Source organism: Janthinobacterium psychrotolerans (assembly GCF_001677885.1).
GTDB classification, from domain to species: domain Bacteria; phylum Pseudomonadota; class Gammaproteobacteria; order Burkholderiales; family Burkholderiaceae_D; genus Janthinobacterium; species Janthinobacterium psychrotolerans.
In genome coordinates, this window is the sequence record NZ_LOCQ01000048.1 from 39,138 (window position 1) to 60,732 (window position 21,595).

At 62.9% G+C, this 21,595-nt stretch carries 21 protein-coding genes; 8 read left to right on the forward strand and 13 right to left on the reverse strand.

The genetic code is table 11. The annotated features are described in order from the left end of the window. The first annotated feature begins 28 nt into the window (after positions 1-28). Positions 29-1,591 carry a beta-N-acetylhexosaminidase gene (gene nagZ / locus ASR47_RS07025; RefSeq protein ID WP_245714282.1) on the forward strand — a complete coding sequence of 521 codons (1,563 nt, stop codon included), beginning with the start codon at positions 29-31 and terminating at the stop codon, positions 1,589-1,591. A gap of 164 nt (positions 1,592-1,755) precedes the next feature. Here nagZ and ASR47_RS27385 read toward each other — a convergent pair whose 3' ends face one another. The 4 genes from ASR47_RS27385 to ASR47_RS07040 form a co-directional block, all read right to left on the reverse strand. Next, complete coding sequence (locus ASR47_RS27385) at positions 1,756-1,920, reverse strand: hypothetical protein (protein ID WP_171898908.1); 165 nt, start codon at positions 1,918-1,920, stop codon at positions 1,756-1,758. Between the two features lie 65 nt (positions 1,921-1,985). Beyond that, on the reverse strand, positions 1,986-2,261 hold the full coding sequence (locus tag ASR47_RS07030; RefSeq protein WP_065307045.1) for a DUF6587 family protein: 276 nt from the start codon (positions 2,259-2,261) through the stop codon (positions 1,986-1,988). Between the two features lie 10 nt (positions 2,262-2,271). Beyond that, the gene (gene feoB, locus ASR47_RS07035) at positions 2,272-4,173 is read right to left on the reverse strand and encodes a ferrous iron transporter B (RefSeq protein WP_065307046.1); all 1,902 of its coding nucleotides are present in this window, start codon (positions 4,171-4,173) and stop codon (positions 2,272-2,274) included. 11 nt (positions 4,174-4,184) lie between these two features. Beyond that, the gene (locus tag ASR47_RS07040) at positions 4,185-4,460 is read right to left on the reverse strand and encodes a FeoA family protein (RefSeq protein ID WP_065307047.1); all 276 of its coding nucleotides are present in this window, start codon (positions 4,458-4,460) and stop codon (positions 4,185-4,187) included. 341 nt (positions 4,461-4,801) lie between these two features. Between ASR47_RS07040 and ASR47_RS07045 the strand changes: the two genes are divergently transcribed. Then, positions 4,802-5,026, forward strand: coding sequence for a (2Fe-2S)-binding protein (locus tag ASR47_RS07045; RefSeq protein WP_065307048.1), 225 nt, complete (start codon positions 4,802-4,804; stop codon positions 5,024-5,026). A gap of 21 nt (positions 5,027-5,047) precedes the next feature. Next, positions 5,048-5,749 (forward strand): energy transducer TonB, encoded by a 702-nt coding sequence (locus ASR47_RS07050; protein WP_065307142.1) that lies wholly within the window; start codon positions 5,048-5,050, stop codon positions 5,747-5,749. A 325-nt stretch (positions 5,750-6,074) separates the two neighbouring features. Here the strand turns inward: ASR47_RS07050 and ASR47_RS07055 are convergent, their stop codons facing one another. Further along, positions 6,075-6,755 (reverse strand): Fe2+-dependent dioxygenase, encoded by a 681-nt coding sequence (locus ASR47_RS07055; protein WP_065307049.1) that lies wholly within the window; start codon positions 6,753-6,755, stop codon positions 6,075-6,077. Between the two features lie 387 nt (positions 6,756-7,142). Here ASR47_RS07055 and bfr point away from each other — a divergent pair, with 387 nt between their 5' ends. Beyond that, the gene (gene bfr / locus ASR47_RS07060; protein WP_065307050.1) at positions 7,143-7,619 is read left to right on the forward strand and encodes a bacterioferritin; all 477 of its coding nucleotides are present in this window, start codon (positions 7,143-7,145) and stop codon (positions 7,617-7,619) included. Positions 7,620-7,672: 53 nt separating this feature from the next. On the opposite strand, the gene ASR47_RS07065 is transcribed toward bfr, so the two are convergent. The 5 genes from ASR47_RS07065 to ASR47_RS07085 form a co-directional block, all read right to left on the reverse strand. Next, a complete protein-coding gene (locus ASR47_RS07065) occupies positions 7,673-9,001 on the reverse strand; it encodes an MFS transporter (protein WP_065307051.1) in 1,329 nt (442 codons plus the stop codon). Beyond that, positions 8,998-10,866 (reverse strand): alpha-amylase family glycosyl hydrolase, encoded by a 1,869-nt coding sequence (locus ASR47_RS07070; protein WP_065307052.1) that lies wholly within the window; start codon positions 10,864-10,866, stop codon positions 8,998-9,000. Before ASR47_RS07070 ends, ASR47_RS07065 begins: the two co-directional genes overlap by 4 nt. 19 nt (positions 10,867-10,885) lie before the next feature. Continuing rightward, positions 10,886-13,192: a TonB-dependent receptor gene (locus ASR47_RS07075; protein ID WP_065307053.1), complete on the reverse strand. Its 2,307-nt coding sequence runs from the start codon at positions 13,190-13,192 to the stop codon at positions 10,886-10,888. Positions 13,193-13,456: 264 nt separating this feature from the next. Then, positions 13,457-14,485: a LacI family DNA-binding transcriptional regulator gene (locus ASR47_RS07080; protein WP_065307054.1), complete on the reverse strand. Its 1,029-nt coding sequence runs from the start codon at positions 14,483-14,485 to the stop codon at positions 13,457-13,459. After that, complete coding sequence (locus ASR47_RS07085) at positions 14,482-15,096, reverse strand: glutathione S-transferase N-terminal domain-containing protein (RefSeq protein WP_065307055.1); 615 nt, start codon at positions 15,094-15,096, stop codon at positions 14,482-14,484. Before ASR47_RS07085 ends, ASR47_RS07080 begins: the two co-directional genes overlap by 4 nt. Positions 15,097-15,360: 264 nt before the next feature. Here ASR47_RS07085 and purB point away from each other — a divergent pair, with 264 nt between their 5' ends. The 4 genes from purB to ASR47_RS07105 all read left to right on the forward strand — a co-directional run bounded on the left by purB (position 15,361) and on the right by ASR47_RS07105 (position 18,761). Beyond that, positions 15,361-16,740, forward strand: a complete 1,380-nt coding sequence (purB, locus tag ASR47_RS07090) for an adenylosuccinate lyase (protein WP_065307056.1) — start codon at positions 15,361-15,363, stop codon at positions 16,738-16,740. Positions 16,741-16,933: 193 nt separating this feature from the next. Then, positions 16,934-17,458, forward strand: coding sequence for a cytochrome b (locus ASR47_RS07095; RefSeq protein WP_065307057.1), 525 nt, complete (start codon positions 16,934-16,936; stop codon positions 17,456-17,458). A 39-nt stretch (positions 17,459-17,497) separates the two neighbouring features. Next, a complete protein-coding gene (locus ASR47_RS07100; protein ID WP_065307058.1) occupies positions 17,498-18,052 on the forward strand; it encodes a YceI family protein in 555 nt (184 codons plus the stop codon). Positions 18,053-18,185: 133 nt separating this feature from the next. Continuing rightward, entirely contained in the window at positions 18,186-18,761 is a 576-nt protein-coding gene (locus ASR47_RS07105) for a YceI family protein (protein ID WP_065307059.1), read from the forward strand. Positions 18,762-18,836: 75 nt separating this feature from the next. On the opposite strand, the gene ASR47_RS07110 is transcribed toward ASR47_RS07105, so the two are convergent. Genes ASR47_RS07110 through ASR47_RS07120 form a run of 3 tightly spaced genes read right to left on the reverse strand, consistent with a single transcriptional unit; the run spans position 18,837 to position 21,588 of the window. Further along, complete coding sequence (locus ASR47_RS07110) at positions 18,837-19,397, reverse strand: sugar transferase (protein ID WP_065307060.1); 561 nt, start codon at positions 19,395-19,397, stop codon at positions 18,837-18,839. Further along, positions 19,394-20,341, reverse strand: coding sequence for a UDP-glucose 4-epimerase family protein (locus ASR47_RS07115; RefSeq protein WP_065307061.1), 948 nt, complete (start codon positions 20,339-20,341; stop codon positions 19,394-19,396). The genes ASR47_RS07110 and ASR47_RS07115 overlap by 4 nt, the downstream gene beginning before the upstream one ends. Further along, a complete protein-coding gene (locus ASR47_RS07120) occupies positions 20,338-21,588 on the reverse strand; it encodes a glycosyltransferase family 4 protein (RefSeq protein ID WP_065307062.1) in 1,251 nt (416 codons plus the stop codon). The genes ASR47_RS07115 and ASR47_RS07120 overlap by 4 nt, the downstream gene beginning before the upstream one ends. Positions 21,589-21,595 lie beyond the last annotated feature (7 nt).

A 21,595-nucleotide genomic window follows, 5' to 3' on the forward strand; every position in this document is an offset into this window, starting at 1 on the left:
AATACCAACCAGGATGGATCGTCCCCACATGAACACCGGAGATATGGCAATGGAGCAGGGCTTGCGCGAAAAAATTGGACAGCTGTTCATGGTGGGCTTCGACGCCCTGGAAGCGAATGACCATATCAGGAACCTGATCCGGCAGCAGCGGGTGGGCGGCGTGATTCTGTTTCGCCGCAATGTGCACACGCCGCAGCAGGTGTCCAGGCTGTGCCGTGAACTGCAGGAGATCAATGCGGAAGTATCCGATATTCCCCTCTTGATCTCGATCGACCAGGAAGGCGGCATGGTGATGCGCATCGAACAGGGCGTCACCCCAATTCCCGCCGCGATGGCCTTCCAGGCGGCCGGCTCGGTGCTTGATTGCGAACGGCTGAACCAGGTCAGCGGCGACGAGATGCGCCAGGTCGGCATCAATATGCTGCTCGCGCCCGTGCTCGACGTGAACAACAACCGCAGCAATCCGGTGATCGGCGTGCGCGCCTATGGCGAAGACGCCGCCACCGTGATCGACTACGGCATGGCCGCCATGCGCGGCCAGCAGTCGACCGGCATGGCCGTCACCGCCAAGCACTTCCCCGGCCATGGCGACACGGCCACCGACACCCACTACGCGATGGCGCTGGTGCCGCACGATAAAGCACGGCTGCAGGCGGTGGAGCTGGCGCCATTCCGCGCCGCCATCGCCGCCGGCGTCGACGCCATCATGACGGCGCACGTGGTATTCCCCGCTTTCGAGATGGACACCAGCGTGCCGGCCACCCTGTCGAAAGGCGTGCTGACCGATTTGCTGCGCGGCGAGATGGGGTATGAGGGCGTGGTCATTTCCGACTGCCTGGAAATGGCGGCGATCGCCGACGGCGTGGGCATCAGCGGCGGCGCCATCGCCACCTTGCAGGCCGGCGCCGACATCGTGCTGATCTCGCACCGCGAAGCGCAGCAGCAGGCGGCGATCGAGGCGGTGCTGGCGGCGGTGGACAGCGGCGCCATTCCCCTCGCGCGCATCGACGAGGCCCTCGCGCGCGTGCGGCAACTCAAGCAGGTGCACGCCGTGCGCGACTGGAAGGAACGCACCGTCACGCCGCCGGCATTGATGCGGCCCGAGGCGATGGCCCTGGCGCACAAGGTGCAGCAGGCGGCGCTGCGCGTGCAAGGCGACTATCGCCCGCTAGACGCCAGCTTGCCCGTCACCCTGATCACGGTGGAAGTGCGCTCGCGCAGCGAGATCGACGAAGTGGCGCTGGGCCGCAACAAGGAAGCGCGCAGCTCGATGCTGCCGGCGCTGGTCGATGCCGGCTTCGAGGTGCGCGAATTTGCCCTGTCGGCGCAGGCGCTGCCCGAAGAAGTGGACGCCGCCCTCGCCTTTGCGCAAGGCGCGCGGCAGATCGTGCTGCAGACCTACAACGCCCTGTTCGTCGACGGCCAGCGCCGCCTGGCCGGCGCCCTGCCGCACGGCCAGCTATGGCTGGTGGCGGGCCGCCTGCCCTACGACCTGGACCTGGCGCCGCAAGCGCAAGGCCGCCTGGCCGCGTTTGGCTGCCGCCCGGCGGCGCTGGCGCCGGTGGTGGAGAAACTGGCAGGCAAGGCGTGACGGTTTCTCCGGCGCCGCATGTCGGGTTACGCCGTGCCGGCTAACCCGACCTACCGATCACGCCATCGACGCAGGCCGGGTTAGCGGCGCAACGCCGCGCAATCCGACATCATTGTTGACACAGATTGGCGTAAACAACCCGCAGGTGCGTAATGCCTTTGTCTTCAGCCAGCCGGCGGCACCGGCGGCAAGGCCGCCACCGCCAGCAAGGCAAACGGCCCCAGCAACAGGCCGATGCCAAACCACAGGCCGCCGTGGCGCCCGCGCCGGCTGGCCAGGAAGCAGGTGGCCAGCGCAAACAGGAACATGAACATCAACAGTATCGCCATTTGTCCTTCCCCCTACGCTGCGTCGATAAAGCCATGGTAGCGCCAGCGCCCGCATCGGGCAAGACTTAACGCCGCACCTGCATCAGGATCACGCGCTGCTTGCTGTCGCCGCCGCCAGGCGCGTCCGGAGGCGGCGCCGGCGTGTCGCAGGAACCGCAGGAACCGCAGCCGCTGCCGCAGCCCGGCGCGACCTTGAACACCTTGGCCATCTTCTCTTCATTCAGGCCGCAGCGCACCAGGCCACGCACGATGGCGCGCCGCGCGCCGGCCGGCAGGTAGCGGGTCGAGAAATGCAGCAAGGCGGCTGCGACGATCAGGGCGACGATCATGGTTTGCCACATACAGCTCTCCTCAGGCGCCCAGCAGCAGCGCGACGCGGTAGGTAATGAACGAGGCCGCGTAAGCGAGCGCAAACATGTAGCCGGCCATCAGCAGCGGATAGCGCCAGCCGCCCGTTTCGCGCTTGACCACCGACAGGGTCGACAGGCACTGCGGCGCGAACACATACCAGGCCAGCAGCGACAGGGCGGTGGCCATCGACCACGAATGGGCGATCAGCGGCTCCAGGGTCGAGGCCAGCGCGTCGCCGCTTTGCGACAGCGCGTAGACAGTGCCCAGGGCGCCGACAGCCACTTCGCGCGCGGCCATGCCCGGCACCAGCGCGATGCAGATCTGCCAGTTGAAGCCGATCGGCGCGAAGATCACTTCCAGGCCGCGGCCCAGGATGCCGGCCAGGCTGTAGTAGATCGGCGGGTGGATCGCGTTGTCCGGCGGGCCGGGAAAGGTGCTGAGGAACCACAGGATGATCATCAGGGTCAGGATGATGGTACCGACGCGGGTGAGAAAAATCTTGGCGCGTTCCCACAGGCTGACGGCCAGGTTGCGCAGGTGCGGCCAGTGATAGCTGGGCAGCTCCAGCAATAGCGCCTGCTTGGTCTTGCTGCCCATGCTGCGCTTCATGACCCAGGCCACGGCCATGGCCGAGATGATGCCGGCAAAGTACAGGGTGAACAGCACCAGGCCCTGCAGGCTGAGCACGCCCCACACCTGCCGCTCGGGAATGAAGGCGGCGATGATCAGGGCGTACACCGGCAGGCGCGCCGAGCAGGTCATCAACGGCGCGATCATGATGGTGACCAGGCGGTCGCGCGGATTCTGGATGGTGCGCGCCGCCATCACGCCGGGAATCGCGCAGGCAAAGCTCGACAGCAGCGGAATGAAGGCGCGGCCCGACAGGCCCACGCCGCCCATCATGCGGTCGAGCAGGAAGGCCGCGCGCGGCAGGTAGCCGCAGTCTTCCAGGCTGAGGATGAAGAAGAACAGGATCAGGATTTGCGGCAGAAACACCAGCACGCTGCCGACGCCGCCGATCACGCCTTCGACCAGCAGGCTTTTCAGATGGCCGTCGGGCATGTTCGCCGTCAGCAGGGCGCCCAGGTGCTCGACGCCACCGGTGATCATTTCCATCGGCGTGGCGGCCCAGGTAAACACGGCCTGGAAGATCAAAAACATCAGCACGGCCAGGATGACCGGGCCGAACACGGGGTGCAGCACCACGTTGTCGATTTTTTCCGTCAGGTTGCCGCTGTCGCCGGCGTCATTGCTGACGGCGGCCAGGATGCGGCGCACTTCGCGCTGGGTCTCTTCGACCGACACGCTGTCGATGGCCGACAGTGGTTGTGGCGTCGCTGGCGGCAGCGGCAGCATGGCGTCGATCGCGGCCAGCAGCGCTTTTTCGCCGTCGTGCTGCACAGCGATGGTCTCGACCACCGGCATGCCCAGTTCCTGCGACAGCCTGGCCACGTCGATCAGCATGCCGCGCTTTTTCGCCACGTCGGTCATGTTCAGCGACAGCAGCATCGGCAGGCCCAGGCGCTTGACTTCGAGCACCAGGCGCAGGTTCAGGCGCAAATTGGTGGCGTCGACCACGCAGATGATGGCGTCCGGCCGCGGGTCGCCCGGGCGCAGGCCGCCGACCACGTCGCGCGTGATGGCTTCATCGGGGGTGGTCGGTTTCAGGCTGTAGGCGCCCGGCAGATCGAGCACGCGCACCGGCGTGCCGGCCGGCGAAATGAAATGGCCTTCCTTGCGCTCGATGGTGACGCCGGCATAGTTGGCCACTTTCTGGCGCGAACCGGTCAAGCGGTTGAACAGGGCGGTCTTGCCGCAGTTCGGATTGCCCAGCAGGGCGATTTGTGGCTGGTGCGTCGGCTTGTGCAAGCCGGCGCCGGTGATATTTTCTACGGCACCCATGGCAGTTCCGGTCAGGTCAGCGGTTGAATCGTGATCAGCGCCGCTTCGAAGCGGCGCAGGGCGAACGTGGCATTGCCCACGCGAATGGCGAGCGGATCGCCACCGGGCAGGCCGCGCTTGAGCATGCGGATACGTTCGCCGGGCACGAATCCCAGCTCCATCAGCCGGCGCGCAAGGTCGACGCCGTCTTCCATCTGGTCCGCCGGCAAGGGCGTGATATGCAACACCGTACCGCTCTGGCCCACGGCCAGCGCGTCGAGCGTCATCAAATTTGGAACTAGAGTCATGAGCAATTCCGTTCAAGTAGTAAGGCATTCCACGACTATGTTGTGAAATGCCGACAACCGGGCCTGCAAAAAAGAGCGGCAGGCGCCGACCGTCCGAGACAATACCAGCATTATAAACATGAATGCGAATTGTTTTTATTTAGCCCCACGGATGGCCCTGGATCAGGCCTGAGCTTGCCGCCGCCATCAAGTCCGTACATCAAATCGCTTGCAAAGTGCGCGTCTTTGCGAGACAATTGAAACGTAATGATAATGATTCTCATTAAAACGATGGCAACAGTATCGGGTGAGACCAGTTTTTCTTCTTGTGTTTCCTGTGACTTTATCCAGAAGGTGCATCAATGATTGTATGTGTCTGCAACAACATATCTGATCGTGAAATTCGTCAAGCCGTCGATCTGGGCCTGTCCACCATGGCCGAACTGCGCCGTGACTTGGGCGTGGCCACCTGCTGCGGCAAATGCCATACCTGCGCGCGCGAAGTGCTGAGCACGCACCTTGATGCCACTGCTGCCTTGCGTGAAACAGTCATCTCGCGCACAGAGGCCCCCGTCTTTACCAATTAAAAAAAGAAAGCGATGAACGCCATGACGATGATGCCCCCGCCCATTACGGTGCAGGCAGTGGAACAATTTGCCGGCTTCGAAAAGAAGCGCAGCAAGTTCGTGCCGCTGACGCTCATCCTCGTGCTGCACCTGGCCGCTTTCTACGCCATCCAGAGCGGTTTGATCAGCCGCGTGGTCACCGCCGCCATGCCGACCATCACCACCGTCAGCATCGTCGCGCCGCCGGCGCCGCCCAAGCCGCCCACGCCGTCCGTTCCCAAGACGGTGGAGCTGAGCGCACCGATGCCGCGCGCCGTAATTCCGCCACTGCCTTTGATCGCCGTGGCGCCAAGCGAGCCGACCATCACGCCACCGCAGCCGAGCCGCGCCGAAGCGGCGCCGCCGGCCACCAGCGCGCCGGCCACGCCGTCGACCCCGGCCCCGTCGCCACCGGCGCCATCGACGCCACGCACCGTCAGCAGCGTCGAATACATCAAGGCGCCGCAACTGGTCTACCCGAATCTGTCGCGCCGCCTGGGCGAAAGCGGCACCGTGGTGCTGCGCATCCTGATCAACGAAAAAGGCCTGCCCGAGCAAATCCTGGTGCACAAGTCGACCGGCTACAGCAACCTCGATGAAGCGGGCCGCCAGGCCGCCATGCGCGCCCTGTTCAAGCCGATGATCGAAAACGGCAAGCCGGTGCCAGTCTATGTGCTGGTGCCCCTGACGTTCCAGCTGAGCTAGCCTGACGCAGCCCTGCGCTACCTTTTTATATCAAGCGAATTGCTTGTAGAGTCTGCCAGCCTACATCCCCGGGCCCGGCAGACTTTTTTTTGACCAGAACACCAGAACACCAGAACACCAGTAAAGCGTATTGAAACTCCAGTCCTCAGCACAGGCCCACCGGGCCAAGCGAGCCTGAAAAATGTCGAGGGCAAGGCGCGGCGACGAAGACAGTACGCATGTACGGCGAGGAGCTGCAACGCCGCCATCGGCATTTTCTCAGGCTCGCGTCTCCGGCCCGCCATGTTTACGCCTTGCGTCTTCAAGCTTGAATTAACGGCGAGCGTTAGATCTCGGCCCACATCCGCAACAGGTTGTGATAATGCCCCGTCAACCCCACGGTGGCCTCCGAATCCCCATGCGTGCCACGCACCTGCTGAATATTCTGATCCAGCTCGAACAGCATGCTGCGCTTCCAGTCGTCGCGCACCATGCTCTGGGTCCACAGGAAAGAGCAGACTCGCTCGCCGCCTGTGACCGGCAGCACGCGGTGCACGCTGGTCGACGGGTAGACGATGACGTCGCCGGCCGGCAGCTTGACTTCATGGGTGCCGTAGGAATCGACCACCACCAGTTCGCCCCCTTCGTATTCCTCCGGTTCGCTCAGGAACACCGTCGACGAGACATCGGCGCGCATCGACTGCAGGCCGCCCTTCGGCGTGCGGATGGCGCCGTCGACATGCAGGCCATAGTGCTCGCCGCCGGCATAGCTGTTGAAGAACGGCGGCAGGATGCGCAGCGGCAGCGCGGCGGCGAAGAACAGCGGATTGGCCATCAGCGCACGGCTGACGATCTCGCCCAGCTCGATGGACAGCGGCGAGCCTTCGGCCAGCTGGCGGTTGCGCTTGACCTGGGCGCCCTGCTCGCCGACGCTGGCGCGGCCATCGATCCAGTCGGTCTGCGCCAGGCGCTGGCGAAAATACGTCACCTGTTCCGGCGTCAGCACGCCAGGTATATGCAGCATCATCTTGCACTCCTTTTTGAATGAAAATCATTACCCGATTATCGCACCGGCCAGCGTGCCAAAACAGGCTTGAAGGCAAGAAGCACACAAGTCAGCGATGGTCACCGAAACGCGAATACGAATGGCCTCCATTTGCCTTGACAAATAAAAATTGGCCAACTGTGGCAATCCAGTTGAGAATGGGTTTTATTCGCGCGATATTTACGTTAAAAATACGGAAAAACCCTGTTTCAGGTCAAATATAGCCAACATTTTGCGCTATCATGCGGGCATAGCGAGACCGGCAGAGCAGCAATCGCAAGCGTCACCAGGCAGCCCAGCGCCACCCGGCAGTGACCACCCCGACATCCGGTTTCATCATTGACCGCAACACAGAACAAAGGACATCCCATGAAGGGCGATAAAGAAGTCATCCGCATGCTCAACGCACAGCTCACCAACGAACTGTCGGCCATCAACCAGTACTTCCTGCATGCCCGCATGTACAAGCACTGGGGCCTGGAAAAGCTGGGCAAGAAGGAATACGAAGAATCGATCGGCGAAATGAAACACGCCGACAAGCTGATCGACCGCATCCTGATGCTCGACGGCCTGCCCAACCTGCAAGCGCTGCACAAGCTGCTGATCGGCGAGAACACGCCGGAAATGCTGGAATGCGATCTGAAACTGGAACGCGCCGCGCACGCCACCGTCAAGGAAGGCATCGCCATCAGCGAAAAGGCCGGCGATTACGTGTCGCGCGACCTGTTCCTGATGATCCTGGAAGACACCGAAGAGCATATCGACTGGCTGGAAACACAGATCGACCTGATCGCCAAGATCGGCCTGCAGAACTATCTGCAGAGTCAAATGGCCGTCGAAGAGTAATCTCGGCGCTCAACAAAAAACCGGCACATGTGCCGGTTTTTTTACGTCCGTCCTCAAGCCTTGGTCGCTTGCGGCGGGCGCAGCTTGACGAACAAGACCGCCACCGCGCCGCACAGCAGCAGCGCGCCGGCCAGGCGGATCACGTTTTCCGGGCGCCCGCCCAGCCAGCTGTGGTAGTACAGCGGCAGGGTGAAGATCTGGATAATCATCGGAATCACGATGAACATATTGAAAATGCCCATGTAGACCCCCGTGCGTTCGGGCGGGATGCAGCCGGCCAGCATGACGTAGGGATTGCCCATGATGCTGGCCCAGGCCAGGCCCACGCCCAGCATCGGAATGAACAGCAGCGCCGGCGTGTGGATCAGCGGGATGCACAGCATGGCCACGCCGGCCGCGCACAGGCACAGGCTGTGCATGCGCCTGGGGCCGAAACGGCGCGTGAACGGCACCAGCGCAAAGGCGGCGATAAAGGCGACAAAATTATAAAAGGCGCCGACCTGCCCGTTCAGGAGGCCCGCATCGCGAAAGCCTTGCGAAGCGGGGTCGGACGTGTGGAAGATGGTGGCCGCCAGCGACAGCGCAATATACTGCCAGTAGCAGAACATGGCGTACCACTGGAACAGCTTGACAACGGCCAGCTGCTTCATGGTCGGCGGCATCTCGCGCAGCGCCGTGCCGATATCGCCCAAGGTATGGCGCCAGCCCGGCGCGCGGCTGCGGATGGCCGCCAGCTCGCTGGCCGTGAGCGGATTTTCGGGCGTGGTTTTCAGGGTCCACAGCACCGACGCGAGCGAAAACACGGCGCCGATCAGGAACGCCACGATGACGATATGCGGAATATGGCTGGCGTTGACCGCATCCTTGTTCATGCCGAACAGGACCAGCAGCGACGGCGTCAGGTAGGCCAGGGTCTGCCCCAGCCCGGTGAACGCGCTTTGCGTGAGAAAACCCAGCGAGTGCTGTTTCGGATCGAGCTTGTCGCTGACAAAGGCGCGGTATGGCTCCATCGTCACGTTGTTGGCCGCGTCGAGTATCCACAGCAGGCTGGCGGCCATCCACAAGGTGGGGCTGAACGGCATGGCCAGGAGGCCCAGGCTGCACAGGATGGCGCCGATCAGGAAGTACGGCGTGCGCCGGCCCCAGCGCGTGACGGTGCGGTCGCTCATGGCGCCGATCAGCGGCTGGACGATCAGGCCCGTCATCGGGCCGGCCAGCCACAGGTAAGGCAGGCTGGCCTCGTCGGCGCCCAGGTAGGCATAGATCGGGCTCATGCTGCTTTGCTGCAGGCCAAAGCTGAACTGGATGCCGAAAAAGCCCACGTTCATGTTGATGATCTGCCAGAACGACAGGCGCGGACGGTAGCCTGTGGCGTGGCTCATGACGCTTCCTGTTCCTGTTGCAGCCACAGCAACTGCCATGGCTGCAGGCCGATGCCGCCGGCCACGGTGCTGCCGTCGAGGCAGTTGCGCCACTCGCCGGGGGGCAGCAGGTACTGCTGGCCGGTGCCGCTGAAATTGCTCAAGCTCAGGAATCGCTCGCCGCGCAGCAGCGCCAGCACGGCCGGCGACTGCGCCGGCAGCAGCTGGCGTGGCGCGTCGGCCGCCAGCGCCGGCAGGCGCGCGCGCACCTCGACCAGCTGGCGCAGCGCCATGTACAGCCGGCCGCTGGCGCTTACGCCGTCGTGGCGCCAGTCCAGCAGGCTATCGTCAAACTCAGGGCGCTGCAGCCAGCGGCTGTCCATCGCGCGGTCGGCCCGCTGCGTGTAGCTGTAGTCGTTGGTCATGCCCAGTTCATCGCCCATGTACAGCACCGGCAAGGCGCCAAAGCTCAGCGCCAGGCCGTGCAGCAGCAGCAGGCGGCGCAGCGCATATTCGTGCTCCACCACCGTCACCGCGCTTTCCAGGCCGGCCAGCGAAGCGGCCATGCCGTTGCTGCCATGGGCCTGGTCGGCGCTGCTGCTCTGGAAGGCGGCGCCGCGCGCATAACTGCCGGGCGCACCGGAATAGAAGCGCGCGATGCGCGCCAGCCGCGCTGGGCCATCAACACCAGCTTCGTGGAGCAGCACGTTCCAGCCGATATCGTCGTGGCAGCGCACATAGCTGAGCCAGCAGGCGGCCGGCGGCAGCGGCGGCGTGGCGGCGACCACCTGGCGCAGCAGGTCGGTGTCCTGCTCGGCCAGCGCGCCCCAGCCGGCGGCCATCAGGCTGCTGTGATAGGCGATATGGCATTCGGGCGCCGCATCGCTGCCGAAATACGCGGGCAGCTTGGGCGTGGGCACGATGGCTTCGGCCTTGAGCAGCACGCCGGGCGCGGCGATGGCGGCGATCGCGCGCAGCGCCTGCAGCAAGTGATGGGCCTCGGGCTGGTTCATGCAATCGCTGCCGTCGCGCTTCCACAAAAAGGCGGTGGAGTCGAGGCGGAATATCTCCACGCCCTTGTTGGCCAGACCCAGCATGGCGCCGGCCATGGCGGCGAACACGGCCGGATTGGCGTAGTTCAGGTCCCATTGATACGGGTAAAACGTGGTCCAGACCCAGCGCTGCAGTTCGGGCACGAAGGTGAAATTGCCGGGCGCCGCCTGCGGGAACACCTGGCCCACCGTGCGCTCGTAGCGGTCCGGCTGCACCCGGTCGGGAAAGGTATGGAAAAACGCGCGCAGCTGCGCGTCGCCGGCCTTGGCGCCCAGCGCCCACGGATGGTCGTCGGCCACGTGGTTGAGGATCAGGTCCGAACACAGGCTGATGCCGGCCGCGCGCAGCTGCGCCGTCAGGTCCAGCAGGTCGGCGTTGCTGCCCAGCTGAGGCTCGACCTGCTCGAAGCTGGCGACGGCAAAGCCGCCATCGCTTTCGCCGGCGCGCGCCCGTAAAAACGGCAGCAGGTGCAGATAGGTCACGCCCAGTTCGCGCAGGTGCGCTATGCGCGCCGCCACGCCGCGCAAATTGCCGCCGAAGCGCTGCACATAGGTGCTGTAGCCGAGCATGGACTGGCTGGCAAACCAGCCTGGCTGCGCTTCGCGCGCGGCATCCTGGCGCAGCAGCTCGGGCGAGCGCGCCGCATGCAGGCGGCCGATGCTTTCCATCAGCTCGCCCAGCCAGGCCGTGAAACCGGCGCGCTGGCCGTACAAGGCGCCCAGGCGGTCGAGCAAAACGGCTTCCTGCCGCGCATAGCGGCGCGCGGCATCGTCGCGCAGCGGCGCAGGCAAGGGCGCCAGCAGGCGCGACAGGGGACTCGGTGTGACACTCATGAATTGCTATCCTTGCTGATTAAAAGGCGTATTTCAGGCTGGCCTTGACGGCGCGCCCCGTGATCGAGCGCGCGGCATGGCCGTCGCCTTCGACTTCGGTGTAGCCGATCTTGTTGAACAGGTTGTTGGCCGTCAGCGACAGCTGCACTTGCGCCGTCAGCTGGTAGTTCAAAAAGGCGTTGACCACGTGGTAGGCCGGCAAGGTGATGGTGTGCGCATCGTCGCCCCAGGACTTGCCGGTGCCGACCAGGCTGGCGCCGAAGCTGGCCGGGCCCCAGTCATAGGTGGGCGCCAGCTGGTACACAAAGCGCGCCTGGCGCCGTGGCGTATTGCCGATCAGCGCCACGTCGGCGGCCGCCGTGCCGGTGATCTCGGCGTCGGTCAAGGTCAGGCCGCCGTTGATGCGGAAGTCGCCAGCGCTCCAGGCCGCTTCCAGTTCCACGCCCTTCGCTTCGTAATTGTTGGCCGTGCGCAGCTGGGTGGTCGCCTCGTAGTTGCTTTCTTTCGTCTTCGCCTGGAACACGGTGACAAAGGTGCTCAAGGGACCCTGGCGCCATTTCACGCCGCCTTCGAGCTGGCGCACGGTGTTGAGGGCCACCGGCACGCTGCCATCCAAGGGCGTGCCGAACAGGATGCGGTCGGCGTTGAAGGCCACGCCTTCGCTGACGCGCGCAAACACGGCCAGGTTGGCCTGCAGCTTGTAGTTGGCGCCCAGCGAATACGAGGTGTGGCCCAGGGTGTAGTCGACCTGCTGCACCGTCGATGGCAGGTAGCGTTGCGCGCCGGTGGCCTGGTTGGCGCTGCCGCTGGCATGCTGGCGGTCGCGCCGCACGCCGCCGTCGAGGTTCAGCGCGCCGCTTTCCCAGGCCAGGTTCAGATAGGGCGAGGTGCTGCGGTAGTCCATGTCGACCAGGCGCGAGCAGCAGGCGCCGAACGCCGGACCGATCAAGCCGGGCGTGGCGCTGGCCGTTTGCAGCAGCGCCGGCTGGTCGCCCGTGGCCTGCATCAGGTATTCGTTGAAGTTCCAGGTCAGGCCCAGCTTTTGCTGCGACAGGTACAGGCCGGCGGTGGTGGTCAGCTTGCCGCTGTCGAGCATGAAGGTCCTGGCCAGCTTGGTGTCGCTCAGGGTATTGCTGGCGTCGTCGATATTGGTGTTGAACACCACGGCGGAGAACGCGCGCCCCGCATACGGCTGGCCCTGCTTGGGACCGGTGGCGAAGACATAGTTGCCGACGCTGCCGTTATTCGACGGAAACACGCCGATAAAGCGGCCCGCATTGTCGGCATAGCGGAAGTTTTCGCTCACGCTCCAGCCCTGGCCCAGCTTGAACGACGCCTCCAGGCCGACGGTGTCGCTTTTCACGCGCAGGCCGTCGTTGACGCGGGTGTCGACGCGCTGGTTGCTGCCGTTCAAGACCGCGTCGCGCACCCAGTACGGCGAATAAAAACTGGCCTTGCGCGGGTCGATGCCGGCGATCGCCGAAATCGAACCATTGTTGACCTGCACCGGCACCGGCAAGGCCGTCGGCGACTGGTCGTCGAGGTGCTTGAACGACAGGCGCACGAAGCCGCTGTCGAATTCATGCGTGAGATTGCCGCGGATCTGGCCGCCTTTTTCGCTGTTCACGCCGCTGTGGCGGATGCCTTCGCCGCTGCGATACGAGCCGCCGATAAAGAAGCGCGTGCGCGCGGAAACCGGCGCGCCGTAGTCAAAATCGACGCGCGTCTGGTCGTAGCCCAGGCCACGGCTGAGCGCGATGCTGCCGCCTTTTTCCTTGCCGTTCTTGCTGATGAAATTGATGATGCCGCCCGGCGAGTTGGTGGCCAGGGTCGAGGCCGAACCGCCGCGCACCACCTCCAGGTGGTCGAGCGTGGAATCGATCTTGACGAAGCTGTCGGGGGTGGTGAAGTTGAAGTCGCCAAACTGCAGCACCGGCAGGCCGTCTTCCTGGATCTGCACATAGCGCGCGCCGCCGGCCGAGATCGGCAAGCCGCGCACGGTGATGTTGGCATTGCCCTCGCCGCCCGACGATTCGGCGCGCAGGCCCGGCACCGAGCGCAGCAGTTCGGCGGCGCTGGTGGGCGCGTTGTTGAGGATGGTGTCGAGTTCCATGCTGCTGACTGAGTTGCTCGATTTCATTTTCGACGTGCCGCCGGTGGTGCCGGTGACCACGATGCGTTCGAGTTTCAGGCCATCGCTGGCGGCGGAAGTGTCGGCGGACGGGGTGGCCGATGGGTCTTGCTGCGCATGGGCGGCGCCCAGTTGCAACATCGCCAGGGTGACGGCCGCGGCCATGCGGCCACGTTGGGCAATACGTGTGTTCATCGTTGTCTCCAATATTTTTATACCGCCACGTCGAGGTGGCCGATACGCCATTATTGAACGGATAAGAATTTATTGCAATCGATTGCAATAGAGCGCTGCAACATGGAAATTGTGTTGTTTTCCCAGCACAAAACGTGGAATCCACAGAATGAAATGGCGAATCATGCGGTGTACAGCGGGGATTTTCATATTGCGGCGCAACATGAAAAGTGTGTGGTTTTCAGACTTTTTTGCAATCGGTTGCAACGCAAAGAAAAGCGGCCATCAGGCGGCCGAGGCGCGCACCACCAGCTCGGTCGGCAATTGCTGTGACGGCGAAGGCGCGCCATCGACCAGCGCCAGCAGCGAGGTCACCAGGGCGCGGCCGGCGGCGCGGATCGGCTGGCGCACGGTGGTCAAAGGCGGATGGAAATACGAGGCCAGTTCGATATCGTCGTAGCCGACCACGGCCACCTGTTGCGGCACGGCGATGCCGCGCGCGCGCAAGGCGCTGATGGCGCTCATGGCCAGCAGGTCGCTGCAGGCAAAGATGGCGTCGAAAGATGTGTGGCGATCGAGCAATTCCTCGACGTCGGCCGCGCCCACCTGCGGCAAAAACGAGCCGGCCACATACAGTTGCGGGTCGGGCTCAAGGCCGTGCGCGGCCAGCGCCTGGGCATAACCTTGCTGGCGCTGCGCCACTTCGGGCAGCCTGGCGTCGCCAAAAAAGGCGATGCGCCGGCGCCCCGCCGCCAGCAGGTGTTCGGTGGCCAGGCGGCCGCCGGCGATATTGTCGCCGCCGACGGTGCAATACAGCTGCTGCGGCAATTGCGCGCCCCACACCACGATCGGCACCTGGCGCGCGGCCAGCTGGTTCAGCTGCTCGTGGTGGCGCCACTGGCCGATCAGGATAATGCCGATCACGCGGCCGCTGTCGAAGGACTGCGCGGCGGCGTCCAGGGTTTCGGCGTCGACGCGCGAAATGAGCATATCGAAGCCCTGCTCCGTCAGCGCATCGGCCAGGCTGCCCAGCATGCCGAGAAAAAACGGGTCGGACAGGTGCTGGCGCGTGGCCGCGTCATACGGCACCACCACGCCCACCGTGCGGTTCTGTTTCAGGCGCAGGTTCTGCGCGCCGATATTGATGGAATACTTGAGCGAGCGCGCCAGTTCGATCACGCGCGTGCGGGTTTCCTCATTGACCAGCGGACTGCCGCTCAGGGCGCGTGATACGGTCGAGGTCGAGACACCGGCCAGGCGCGCGATATCGGCCATTTGCAGCCGCTGCTGGGCCTTGGTGTCGCCGCCGCTCATTGCGGCACGGTATCCTTGAACGAGGGGCGTTCGGACAATTTGTCGAACAGGCGCGCCAGCGCCGGGTGAGCGCCGCGCCAGTCGATCTCGGGGAAGCGGAAGCTGAGCCAGCCCAGCGCGCAGCCGACCGCCACGTCGGCCAGCGTGTAGCTCTTGCCGGCGCAATAGACGCTCTCGCCCAGGCGCGCGTCGAGCGCGGCCAGGCCACGCGTGACCTTGTCGTGCTGGCGCGCGATCCACGCTTCGCTTTGCTGTTCCGGCGGACGCTGGGTCCGCTCCAGGCGCATCAGCACGCCGGCGTCGAGGATGCCGTCAGCCAGCGCTTCCCAGTTCTTGATATCGGCCCGCTCGCGGCCATTGCCGCCGGCCGGCAGCAGCTTGCACACGGGCGTGAGCGTGTCGAGATATTCGACGATCACGCGCGAATCGACCAGCGTGCTGCCATCTTCCATCACCAGGCAAGGTACCTTGCCCAGCGGATTGGCTTCGGCGATGCGCGTTTCGGGCACCCAGACGTTTTCCAGCTCGAAAGCATAGTCGAGCTTTTTCTCGGCCAGCACGATGCGGACTTTGCGGACATACGGGCTGGCAAGGGAACCGATCAGTTTCATGGACACTTCAAAGTAAACGAGGTGCTATCAGTATAGCATCGGCGCCACCGGCATTTGGCAGCAAGCGGCATGCCTGTTGACCAGTGTGGTGGCCATGCCGCATTCGGCGCGCCGGCCGGCCGCCGGCGGCAAAAGCGCGGCCAGCAGTGGTAAAATCGCTGTTTTCCCGTGGCGCCTCCCCTCTGCCAGCGCGTGTCCCGCGCGCCCGCATACGCTTGCCTGCGCGCCACGCGCCCACCGTTTCATTAACTTGCGTCCGCTCTCATGACCTCTACTACTCCGTATTCCACGCTGTCGGCCCTGTCTCCGCTCGATGGCCGCTACGCCAGCAAGACCGATCTGCTGCGCCCGATCCTGTCCGAAGCCGGTTTCATGCACCACCGCGTGAAAGTGGAGATTTCCTGGCTGCAAGCGCTGTCGCAAGCGGGCTTTGCCGAAATCAAACCGTTCTCGGCCGAAGCGAACGCCCTGCTCGACAAGATGGCGGCGGATTTTTCGGAAGCCGACGCGGCCCGCATCAAGGCCATCGAAGCGGTCACCAACCATGACGTGAAAGCGGTCGAATACTGGCTCAAGGAGCAAGTGGCCGAGGTGCCGGAACTGGTGGCCGCCTCGGAATTCATCCACTTTGCCTGCACCTCGGAAGACATCAACAACACCTCGCACGGCATGATGCTCAAAGCCGCGCGCGACGGCGTGATGCTGCCGGCCCTGAACGGCCTGGTGGCAAAACTGACGCAGATCGCGCATGACAATGCCGATGTGCCGATGCTGTCGCGCACCCATGGCCAGACGGCCAGCCCGACCACCCTGGGCAAGGAATTTGCCAACGTCGTGGCGCGCCTGCAGCGCGCCGTCAAACGCATCGCCCAGGTCGAGATCCTGGGCAAGATGAATGGCGCGGTCGGCAACTACAACGCCCATTTGTCCGCCTACCCGTCGTTCGACTGGCCGGCGTTTTCACAAGCCGTCATCGAACAGCGCCTGGGCCTGGTGTTCAACCCGTACACCATCCAGATCGAACCGCATGACTACATGGCCGAACTGTTCGACGCCTTTGCGCGCGTCAACACCATCCTGCTGGACCTGAACCGCGATATCTGGACCTATGTATCGCTGGGCTACTTCAAGCAGAAACTGAAGGCCGGCGAAATCGGTTCCTCGACCATGCCGCACAAGGTCAACCCGATCGATTTTGAAAATTCGGAAGGCAACCTGGGCCTGGCCAACGCCGTGCTGAAACACCTGTCGGAAAAACTGCCGGTCTCGCGCATGCAGCGCGACCTGACCGACTCGACCGTGCTGCGCAATATCGGCGTCGGCCTCGGCTACACCCTGCTGGCCTACGACAGCTGCCTGCGCGGCCTGAACAAGCTGGAAGTGAACCACGCGCGCCTGGCGCAAGACCTGGACGCGACCTGGGAAGTGCTGGCCGAGCCGGTGCAAACCGTGATGCGCCGCTACGGCATCGAAAACCCGTACGAGCAGCTGAAGGAACTGACGCGCGGCAAAGGCATTTCGAAAGAGGCGCTGCAAACCTTCGTCAACGGCCTGGCGATTCCGCAGGATGCCAAAGACGTGCTGCTGACCATGACGCCGGCCAACTATATCGGTATCGCGGCGCAGCTGGCCAAGGCCATCTAAGCACCGAACATCCGCACCTGCCTGCAGCTGCGTTCTACCTCCCGCGGGGCGGCCGGCAAACAAATGCCGCCCGCCCCGCGGTTTTTACGGCTGTCTTTCTTGTAGAATCAGCAGCGCCCCAGCGCACTTTGTTTTTCTTTGGTATATTAGGCCGCATTAGTCCTAACACGTACTACTTTCAAGAAAGCCATCGATGCACCGCTACACCACTACCGCCATCATCCTGCACTGGCTGACCGCCCTGCTTATTATCAGCGCCTTCATCATGGGCCTGGTCATGGTCGATATCCCGGGCCTGACCCCCACCAAGCTCAAATACTTTTCCTGGCATAAATGGCTGGGCGTGACGGTGCTGGCGATTGCCGCCATCCGCCTGCTATGGCGCAAAGCCAATGTGCCGCCACCGCATCCGGCCAGCATGGTTGCCTGGCAAAAAAAGGCGGCCGACGCCATGCACGTGCTGCTGTATATCCTGATCTTTGCGGTGCCCGTTTCCGGCTATTTCTATACGCTGGCCGCCGGCGTGCCGGTGGTCTACCTGGGCCTGTTCCAGCTGCCCGTCATCATGGCCCCGAATCCCGAGCTTAAGCCGCTCTTAAAAGACATTCACTATGTTCTGAACATGACAATGGCCGCGGCCGTTGCCGCCCATGTACTGGCGGCGCTCAAGCACCAGTTTATCGACAAGGATGGCGTCCTCAAACGCATGCTGCCGTGATCGCGCAACTCCCTTTACTGAACCACCAGGAAAAATAAAATGAAAACCACCCAACGCATTGTTCTTGCCTCCCTGCTGGGCCTGTCCGTGGCCGCCACCGCCGCCACCCTGCTCAAAACCGACCCTGCCAAGTCGAGCGTGTCGGCTGTCTTCAAGCAGATGAATGTGCCGGTCGAAGCGAAATTCAAAAAATTCAATATCGCCATCGACTACAACCCGGCCACCCCGGACGCCTCGAAAGCCACGGTGGAAATCGACACCGCCAGCATCGACATTGGCGACCCGGAATACAACAAGGAAGTGGCGAAGAAAGAATGGTTCAACGCCGCCCAGTATCCGAAAGCAACGTTTGTCTCAAGCGGCATCAAGGCGGCCGGCGCCGGCAAGCTGACGGTCACCGGCAAGCTCAACATCAAGGGCAAGGCCACCGACGTGACCTTCCCGCTGACGGTAAAATCGGAAGGCGGCAAGTACACGTTTGACGGCGCCCTGCCGATCAAGCGCCTGACCTACAATATCGGCGAAGGCGAGTGGAAAGACACCAGCATGGTGGCGGATGAGGTCACCATCAAATTCCACGTCGCAGCCCAGTAACACCTGAGAAAACGTCCAGGACTGCGTTGCTCTTGCCTAGTCGTGCTATTCGCACTGCCTTCGGCAAGGCGCCTTGTCCTGAACGTTTTTCAGGCGTTATTCACTCAGATCAACCCCAACCCCTAGGATATTGATGAAACTTTCGCATCTGATGATCGCCATGCTGGCTGTAGCCGGCGCTGGCTCGGCCATGGCCGCCGCCGATACCTACAATCTCGACCCGACCCACACCTTCCCCAGCTTTGAAGCCGATCACATGGGCATGTCCGTCTGGCGCGGCAAGTTCAACAAGACCAAGGGCACCGTCACCCTGGACCGCGCCGCCAAGTCCGGCACGCTGGACCTGGTGATCGAAGCCGATTCGATCGACTTCGGCCTGGATGCGATGAACACCCACGCCAAAAAAGCGGACATGTTCAACGTGGAAAAATTCCCGCAGATCACCTACAAGAGCAACAAGCTCAAGTTCACCGGCGACCAGCTGACGCAAGTCGACGGCGAACTGACCCTGCTGGGCGTAACCAAGCCGGTCACCCTGAAGGTCGACAAGTTCAAGTGCATCATGCATCCACGCTACAAGCGTGAAGTGTGCGGCGCCGACGCCACGGCCCAATTCAAGCGCGACGACTTCGGCCTGACGTTCGGCCTGCCGGCGTTCTCGCCGGAAGTCAAACTGGCGATCCAGGTCGAGGCCATCAAGGCAGACTGATCAATCACGGCCAGGACGAAAAAAAGGGAAGCGCCGTGGCGCTTCCCTTTTTTCATACTGCAAGCCGAGACAGTATCAGTGCACGATGCCGTCGCGCCGTACTACTTTAAGTGCCGTCAGCATGATGACCTTGATATCAAACGTAAACGACTGCAGACGCAAATATTCCGCATCGAGTTTGACCTTTTCCGGAATTGGCAGCTCGTCGCGGCCATTGATCTGCGCCCAACCGGTCAGGCCAGGGCGGATCAGATGGACATTTTGCGCCGTGCGCAGATCGATCAGGTTTTGCTGATTGAACAGCGCAGGGCGCGGCCCCACCACGCTCATGTCACCGCAGATGATGCACCACAATTGCGGGATTTCATCGAGGCTGGATTTGCGCAGAAAGCCGCCCACCGGCGTCAAAAAGGTTTTCGGATCGGCCAGCAAGTGCGTCGCCACCACCGGCGTATCGACGCGCATGGTGCGCAGCTTGGGCATGGAAAAAATCCGGTTGCCACGGCCGACGCGATCGGACCAGTACAGCACCGGCCCCTTCGAAGTCGCCTTGACCACGATGGCAAGCAGGCACAGCGGGATGAAAAAGATCACGGCTGCAATCAGGCTCATCAGTAAATCAAATACTCTCTTCATTGTTTGCTTTGACCATTCTTCAAAAAAAACTGCTCGACCGTCTTGTCGATCGCCGCTTGCGGTGTCACCACCGGTCGCCAGCCCAACGTCGCTTGTGTACTGGCAATATCGACCTGCAGTGAACCGGCCAGGCGGTCAACCACACCCTGTTTGCCCAGCAATTTGGCGGCGCCAGCCATCAGGGCCACCGGCACCGGCACCAGCAACACGCGTTTGTGCATCGCTCTGGCGATTTTCGTGACCAATTCCTTCACGCCCATGTCATCCCCATCGGACACCATGAACACGTGGCCAGGCGCCGCTGGATGCTTGCCGCACACGATCAGCAGATCGACCAGGTTATCGAGTGCCACCATGCTGCGGAAGTTGCGGATGCTGCCAAATGGCAGCGGCACGCCCTTTTGCACCAGCTTGATCAGGTTCAGGAAATTGGCCTTCACGCCAGGGCCATAGACCAGTGGCGGCCGAACGATCACCACCTCCAGTCCGGTATCGCGGCCCAATTGCTGCAAGGCCTGTTCCGCCTCCATTTTCGATACCCCATAAGGGTCGCAGGGCTGCGGCACATCGGAGGCCCTGAACGGCTGCGTCGTGGTGCCCTCGCCGTTGACCTTCACGCTGCTGACAAACACGAAGCGGCGCACGCCAGCGGCGATGGCCTGTCTTGCCAGGTTCAGCGTACCGTCGAGATTGACCTCGCGGTAGGCGCGCAGCGGATCCTCGTCCTTATCGGCCATGACATGCACGCGCGCGGCCAGGTGAAACACCACCTCGCAGCCTGCCAACGCGGCGCGCCAGTCGGTACCGCCATTGAGATCGCCCACATTGACCTGGCCATCGCTGGCGCCCTTTCTGACTGCCGCGCACACGCTGGCGCCGCCTGCGCGCAAGGTGCTGCACAGCGCCTTGCCCACAAAACCATTACTTCCGGTAACAAGCATCATTGCGGCAGCCTCCGCGGGGATTTAACTTGATTCAACTGCATATTGATAAGCCATTCTTCCAGTTGCGTGATCAAACCGGCACGATTGAATTGTGACGCGCTGGTTTGCAAACCATTATTGCCCATGCTGGCACGCTCGGCCGGCGTCATCTCGGCCATCGCCAGCACCGCATTGGCCAGGCCTTCGGCATCGCCCGCATTGCAGGTCAGACCCGCATTCGCCTGCCGCACCACATCGGCGCCTTCACCATTGAGCATCGCCAGCAATGGAATACCCGCCGCCAGGTACGATTGCAGCTTGCCCGGAATCGTCATCGAGAAAATGGGTTGATCCTTGAGCGAAACCAGCAGCGCGTCGGCATGCTTGAAAAAGCTGGCCATGCGCTCGACCGGATAGCGGCCAAGCAAAATGAAGCAGTCAGACAGGCCGCGCGCAACAACCTGCTCGGCCAGCCAGCCGCTGAGCCGGCCATCGCCGACGATTACCCAGCGAATGGCGCGATTGTGCTTGAGCCTTTCGGCCGCAGCGAGTATTGCCGGAAAGTCCTGTGCATCACCGACGTTACCGGCAAACATGACGGTAAATACCGATGAATCGCGTTTCATCTCGGCCGCGGGCACGACCTCCGTCATGTCGAACACCGACTCCGCCCAGCTGGGAAAATATTCCACCCGCGCCGACGGACCGGCATATTTCACGATATTGGGCACGAATGCCCGCGACTGCGCGAGGATCACGTCACAGCGTTTGTAGACGAACGAAACGAGCTTGCCTACCGCGCGCAGCACCGCTGGCGACTTGATCACGCCGATGGCATGCAGTGTCTCCGGCCACAGGTCAAGCACCCAGAATGCCAACGGCGCTTTCTTCACCGCCCGCAATGCCGCGGCAGGAAGACCGACGGTAATCGGCGAAGGCTCGTAGCAAAAGATGGCGTCGAAATCGCGTCCCCGTAATTTCCATAGCCCGCTACAGCTCGCATTGAGCGCGAATGTCAAATAATTGAGCATCAGCCGCACGCCACCTTTGCCACGCGCCGTGTGGCGTACACGCACCACTTCCGCACCCGCATACTGGTTAAAATTTTCCGGTGCAGCCAAAAAGTCACTGAAAAACTCGCCTGCAGGATAATTCGGATGGCCGGTCAGGACCGTGACCTGGTGGCCACGCCCGACCAGCTCGGCAACCAGGTCATTGATACGGAAATTTTCCGGCCAAAAATACTGCGTAACAACAAGTAAACGCACGTCAATA

Bases quoted from the DNA above. Each gene is read 5' to 3' on its own strand.
- ASR47_RS07040 (WP_065307047.1), bottom strand. From the start codon at position 4,460: ATGACTCTAGTTCCAAATTTGATGACGCTCGACGCGCTGGCCGTGGGC.
- ASR47_RS07095 (WP_065307057.1), top strand. From the start codon at position 16,934: ATGCACCGCTACACCACTACCGCCATCATCCTGCACTGGCTGACCGCC.
- purB (WP_065307056.1), top strand. From the start codon at position 15,361: ATGACCTCTACTACTCCGTATTCCACGCTGTCGGCCCTGTCTCCGCTC.
- ASR47_RS07070 (WP_065307052.1), bottom strand. From the start codon at position 10,866: ATGAGTGTCACACCGAGTCCCCTGTCGCGCCTGCTGGCGCCCTTGCCT.
- ASR47_RS07065 (WP_065307051.1), bottom strand. From the start codon at position 9,001: ATGAGCCACGCCACAGGCTACCGTCCGCGCCTGTCGTTCTGGCAGATC.
- ASR47_RS07115 (WP_065307061.1), bottom strand. From the start codon at position 20,341: ATGATGCTTGTTACCGGAAGTAATGGTTTTGTGGGCAAGGCGCTGTGC.
- ASR47_RS07050 (WP_065307142.1), top strand. From the start codon at position 5,048: ATGACGATGATGCCCCCGCCCATTACGGTGCAGGCAGTGGAACAATTT.
- ASR47_RS07030 (WP_065307045.1), bottom strand. From the start codon at position 2,261: ATGTGGCAAACCATGATCGTCGCCCTGATCGTCGCAGCCGCCTTGCTG.
- nagZ (WP_245714282.1), top strand. From the start codon at position 29: ATGAACACCGGAGATATGGCAATGGAGCAGGGCTTGCGCGAAAAAATT.
- ASR47_RS07045 (WP_065307048.1), top strand. From the start codon at position 4,802: ATGATTGTATGTGTCTGCAACAACATATCTGATCGTGAAATTCGTCAA.
- ASR47_RS07105 (WP_065307059.1), top strand. From the start codon at position 18,186: ATGAAACTTTCGCATCTGATGATCGCCATGCTGGCTGTAGCCGGCGCT.
- ASR47_RS07055 (WP_065307049.1), bottom strand. From the start codon at position 6,755: ATGATGCTGCATATACCTGGCGTGCTGACGCCGGAACAGGTGACGTAT.
- ASR47_RS07080 (WP_065307054.1), bottom strand. From the start codon at position 14,485: ATGAGCGGCGGCGACACCAAGGCCCAGCAGCGGCTGCAAATGGCCGAT.
- bfr (WP_065307050.1), top strand. From the start codon at position 7,143: ATGAAGGGCGATAAAGAAGTCATCCGCATGCTCAACGCACAGCTCACC.
- ASR47_RS07075 (WP_065307053.1), bottom strand. From the start codon at position 13,192: ATGAACACACGTATTGCCCAACGTGGCCGCATGGCCGCGGCCGTCACC.
- feoB (WP_065307046.1), bottom strand. From the start codon at position 4,173: ATGGGTGCCGTAGAAAATATCACCGGCGCCGGCTTGCACAAGCCGACG.
- ASR47_RS07110 (WP_065307060.1), bottom strand. From the start codon at position 19,397: ATGAAGAGAGTATTTGATTTACTGATGAGCCTGATTGCAGCCGTGATC.
- ASR47_RS07100 (WP_065307058.1), top strand. From the start codon at position 17,498: ATGAAAACCACCCAACGCATTGTTCTTGCCTCCCTGCTGGGCCTGTCC.
- ASR47_RS07085 (WP_065307055.1), bottom strand. From the start codon at position 15,096: ATGAAACTGATCGGTTCCCTTGCCAGCCCGTATGTCCGCAAAGTCCGC.
- ASR47_RS27385 (WP_171898908.1), bottom strand. From the start codon at position 1,920: ATGGCGATACTGTTGATGTTCATGTTCCTGTTTGCGCTGGCCACCTGC.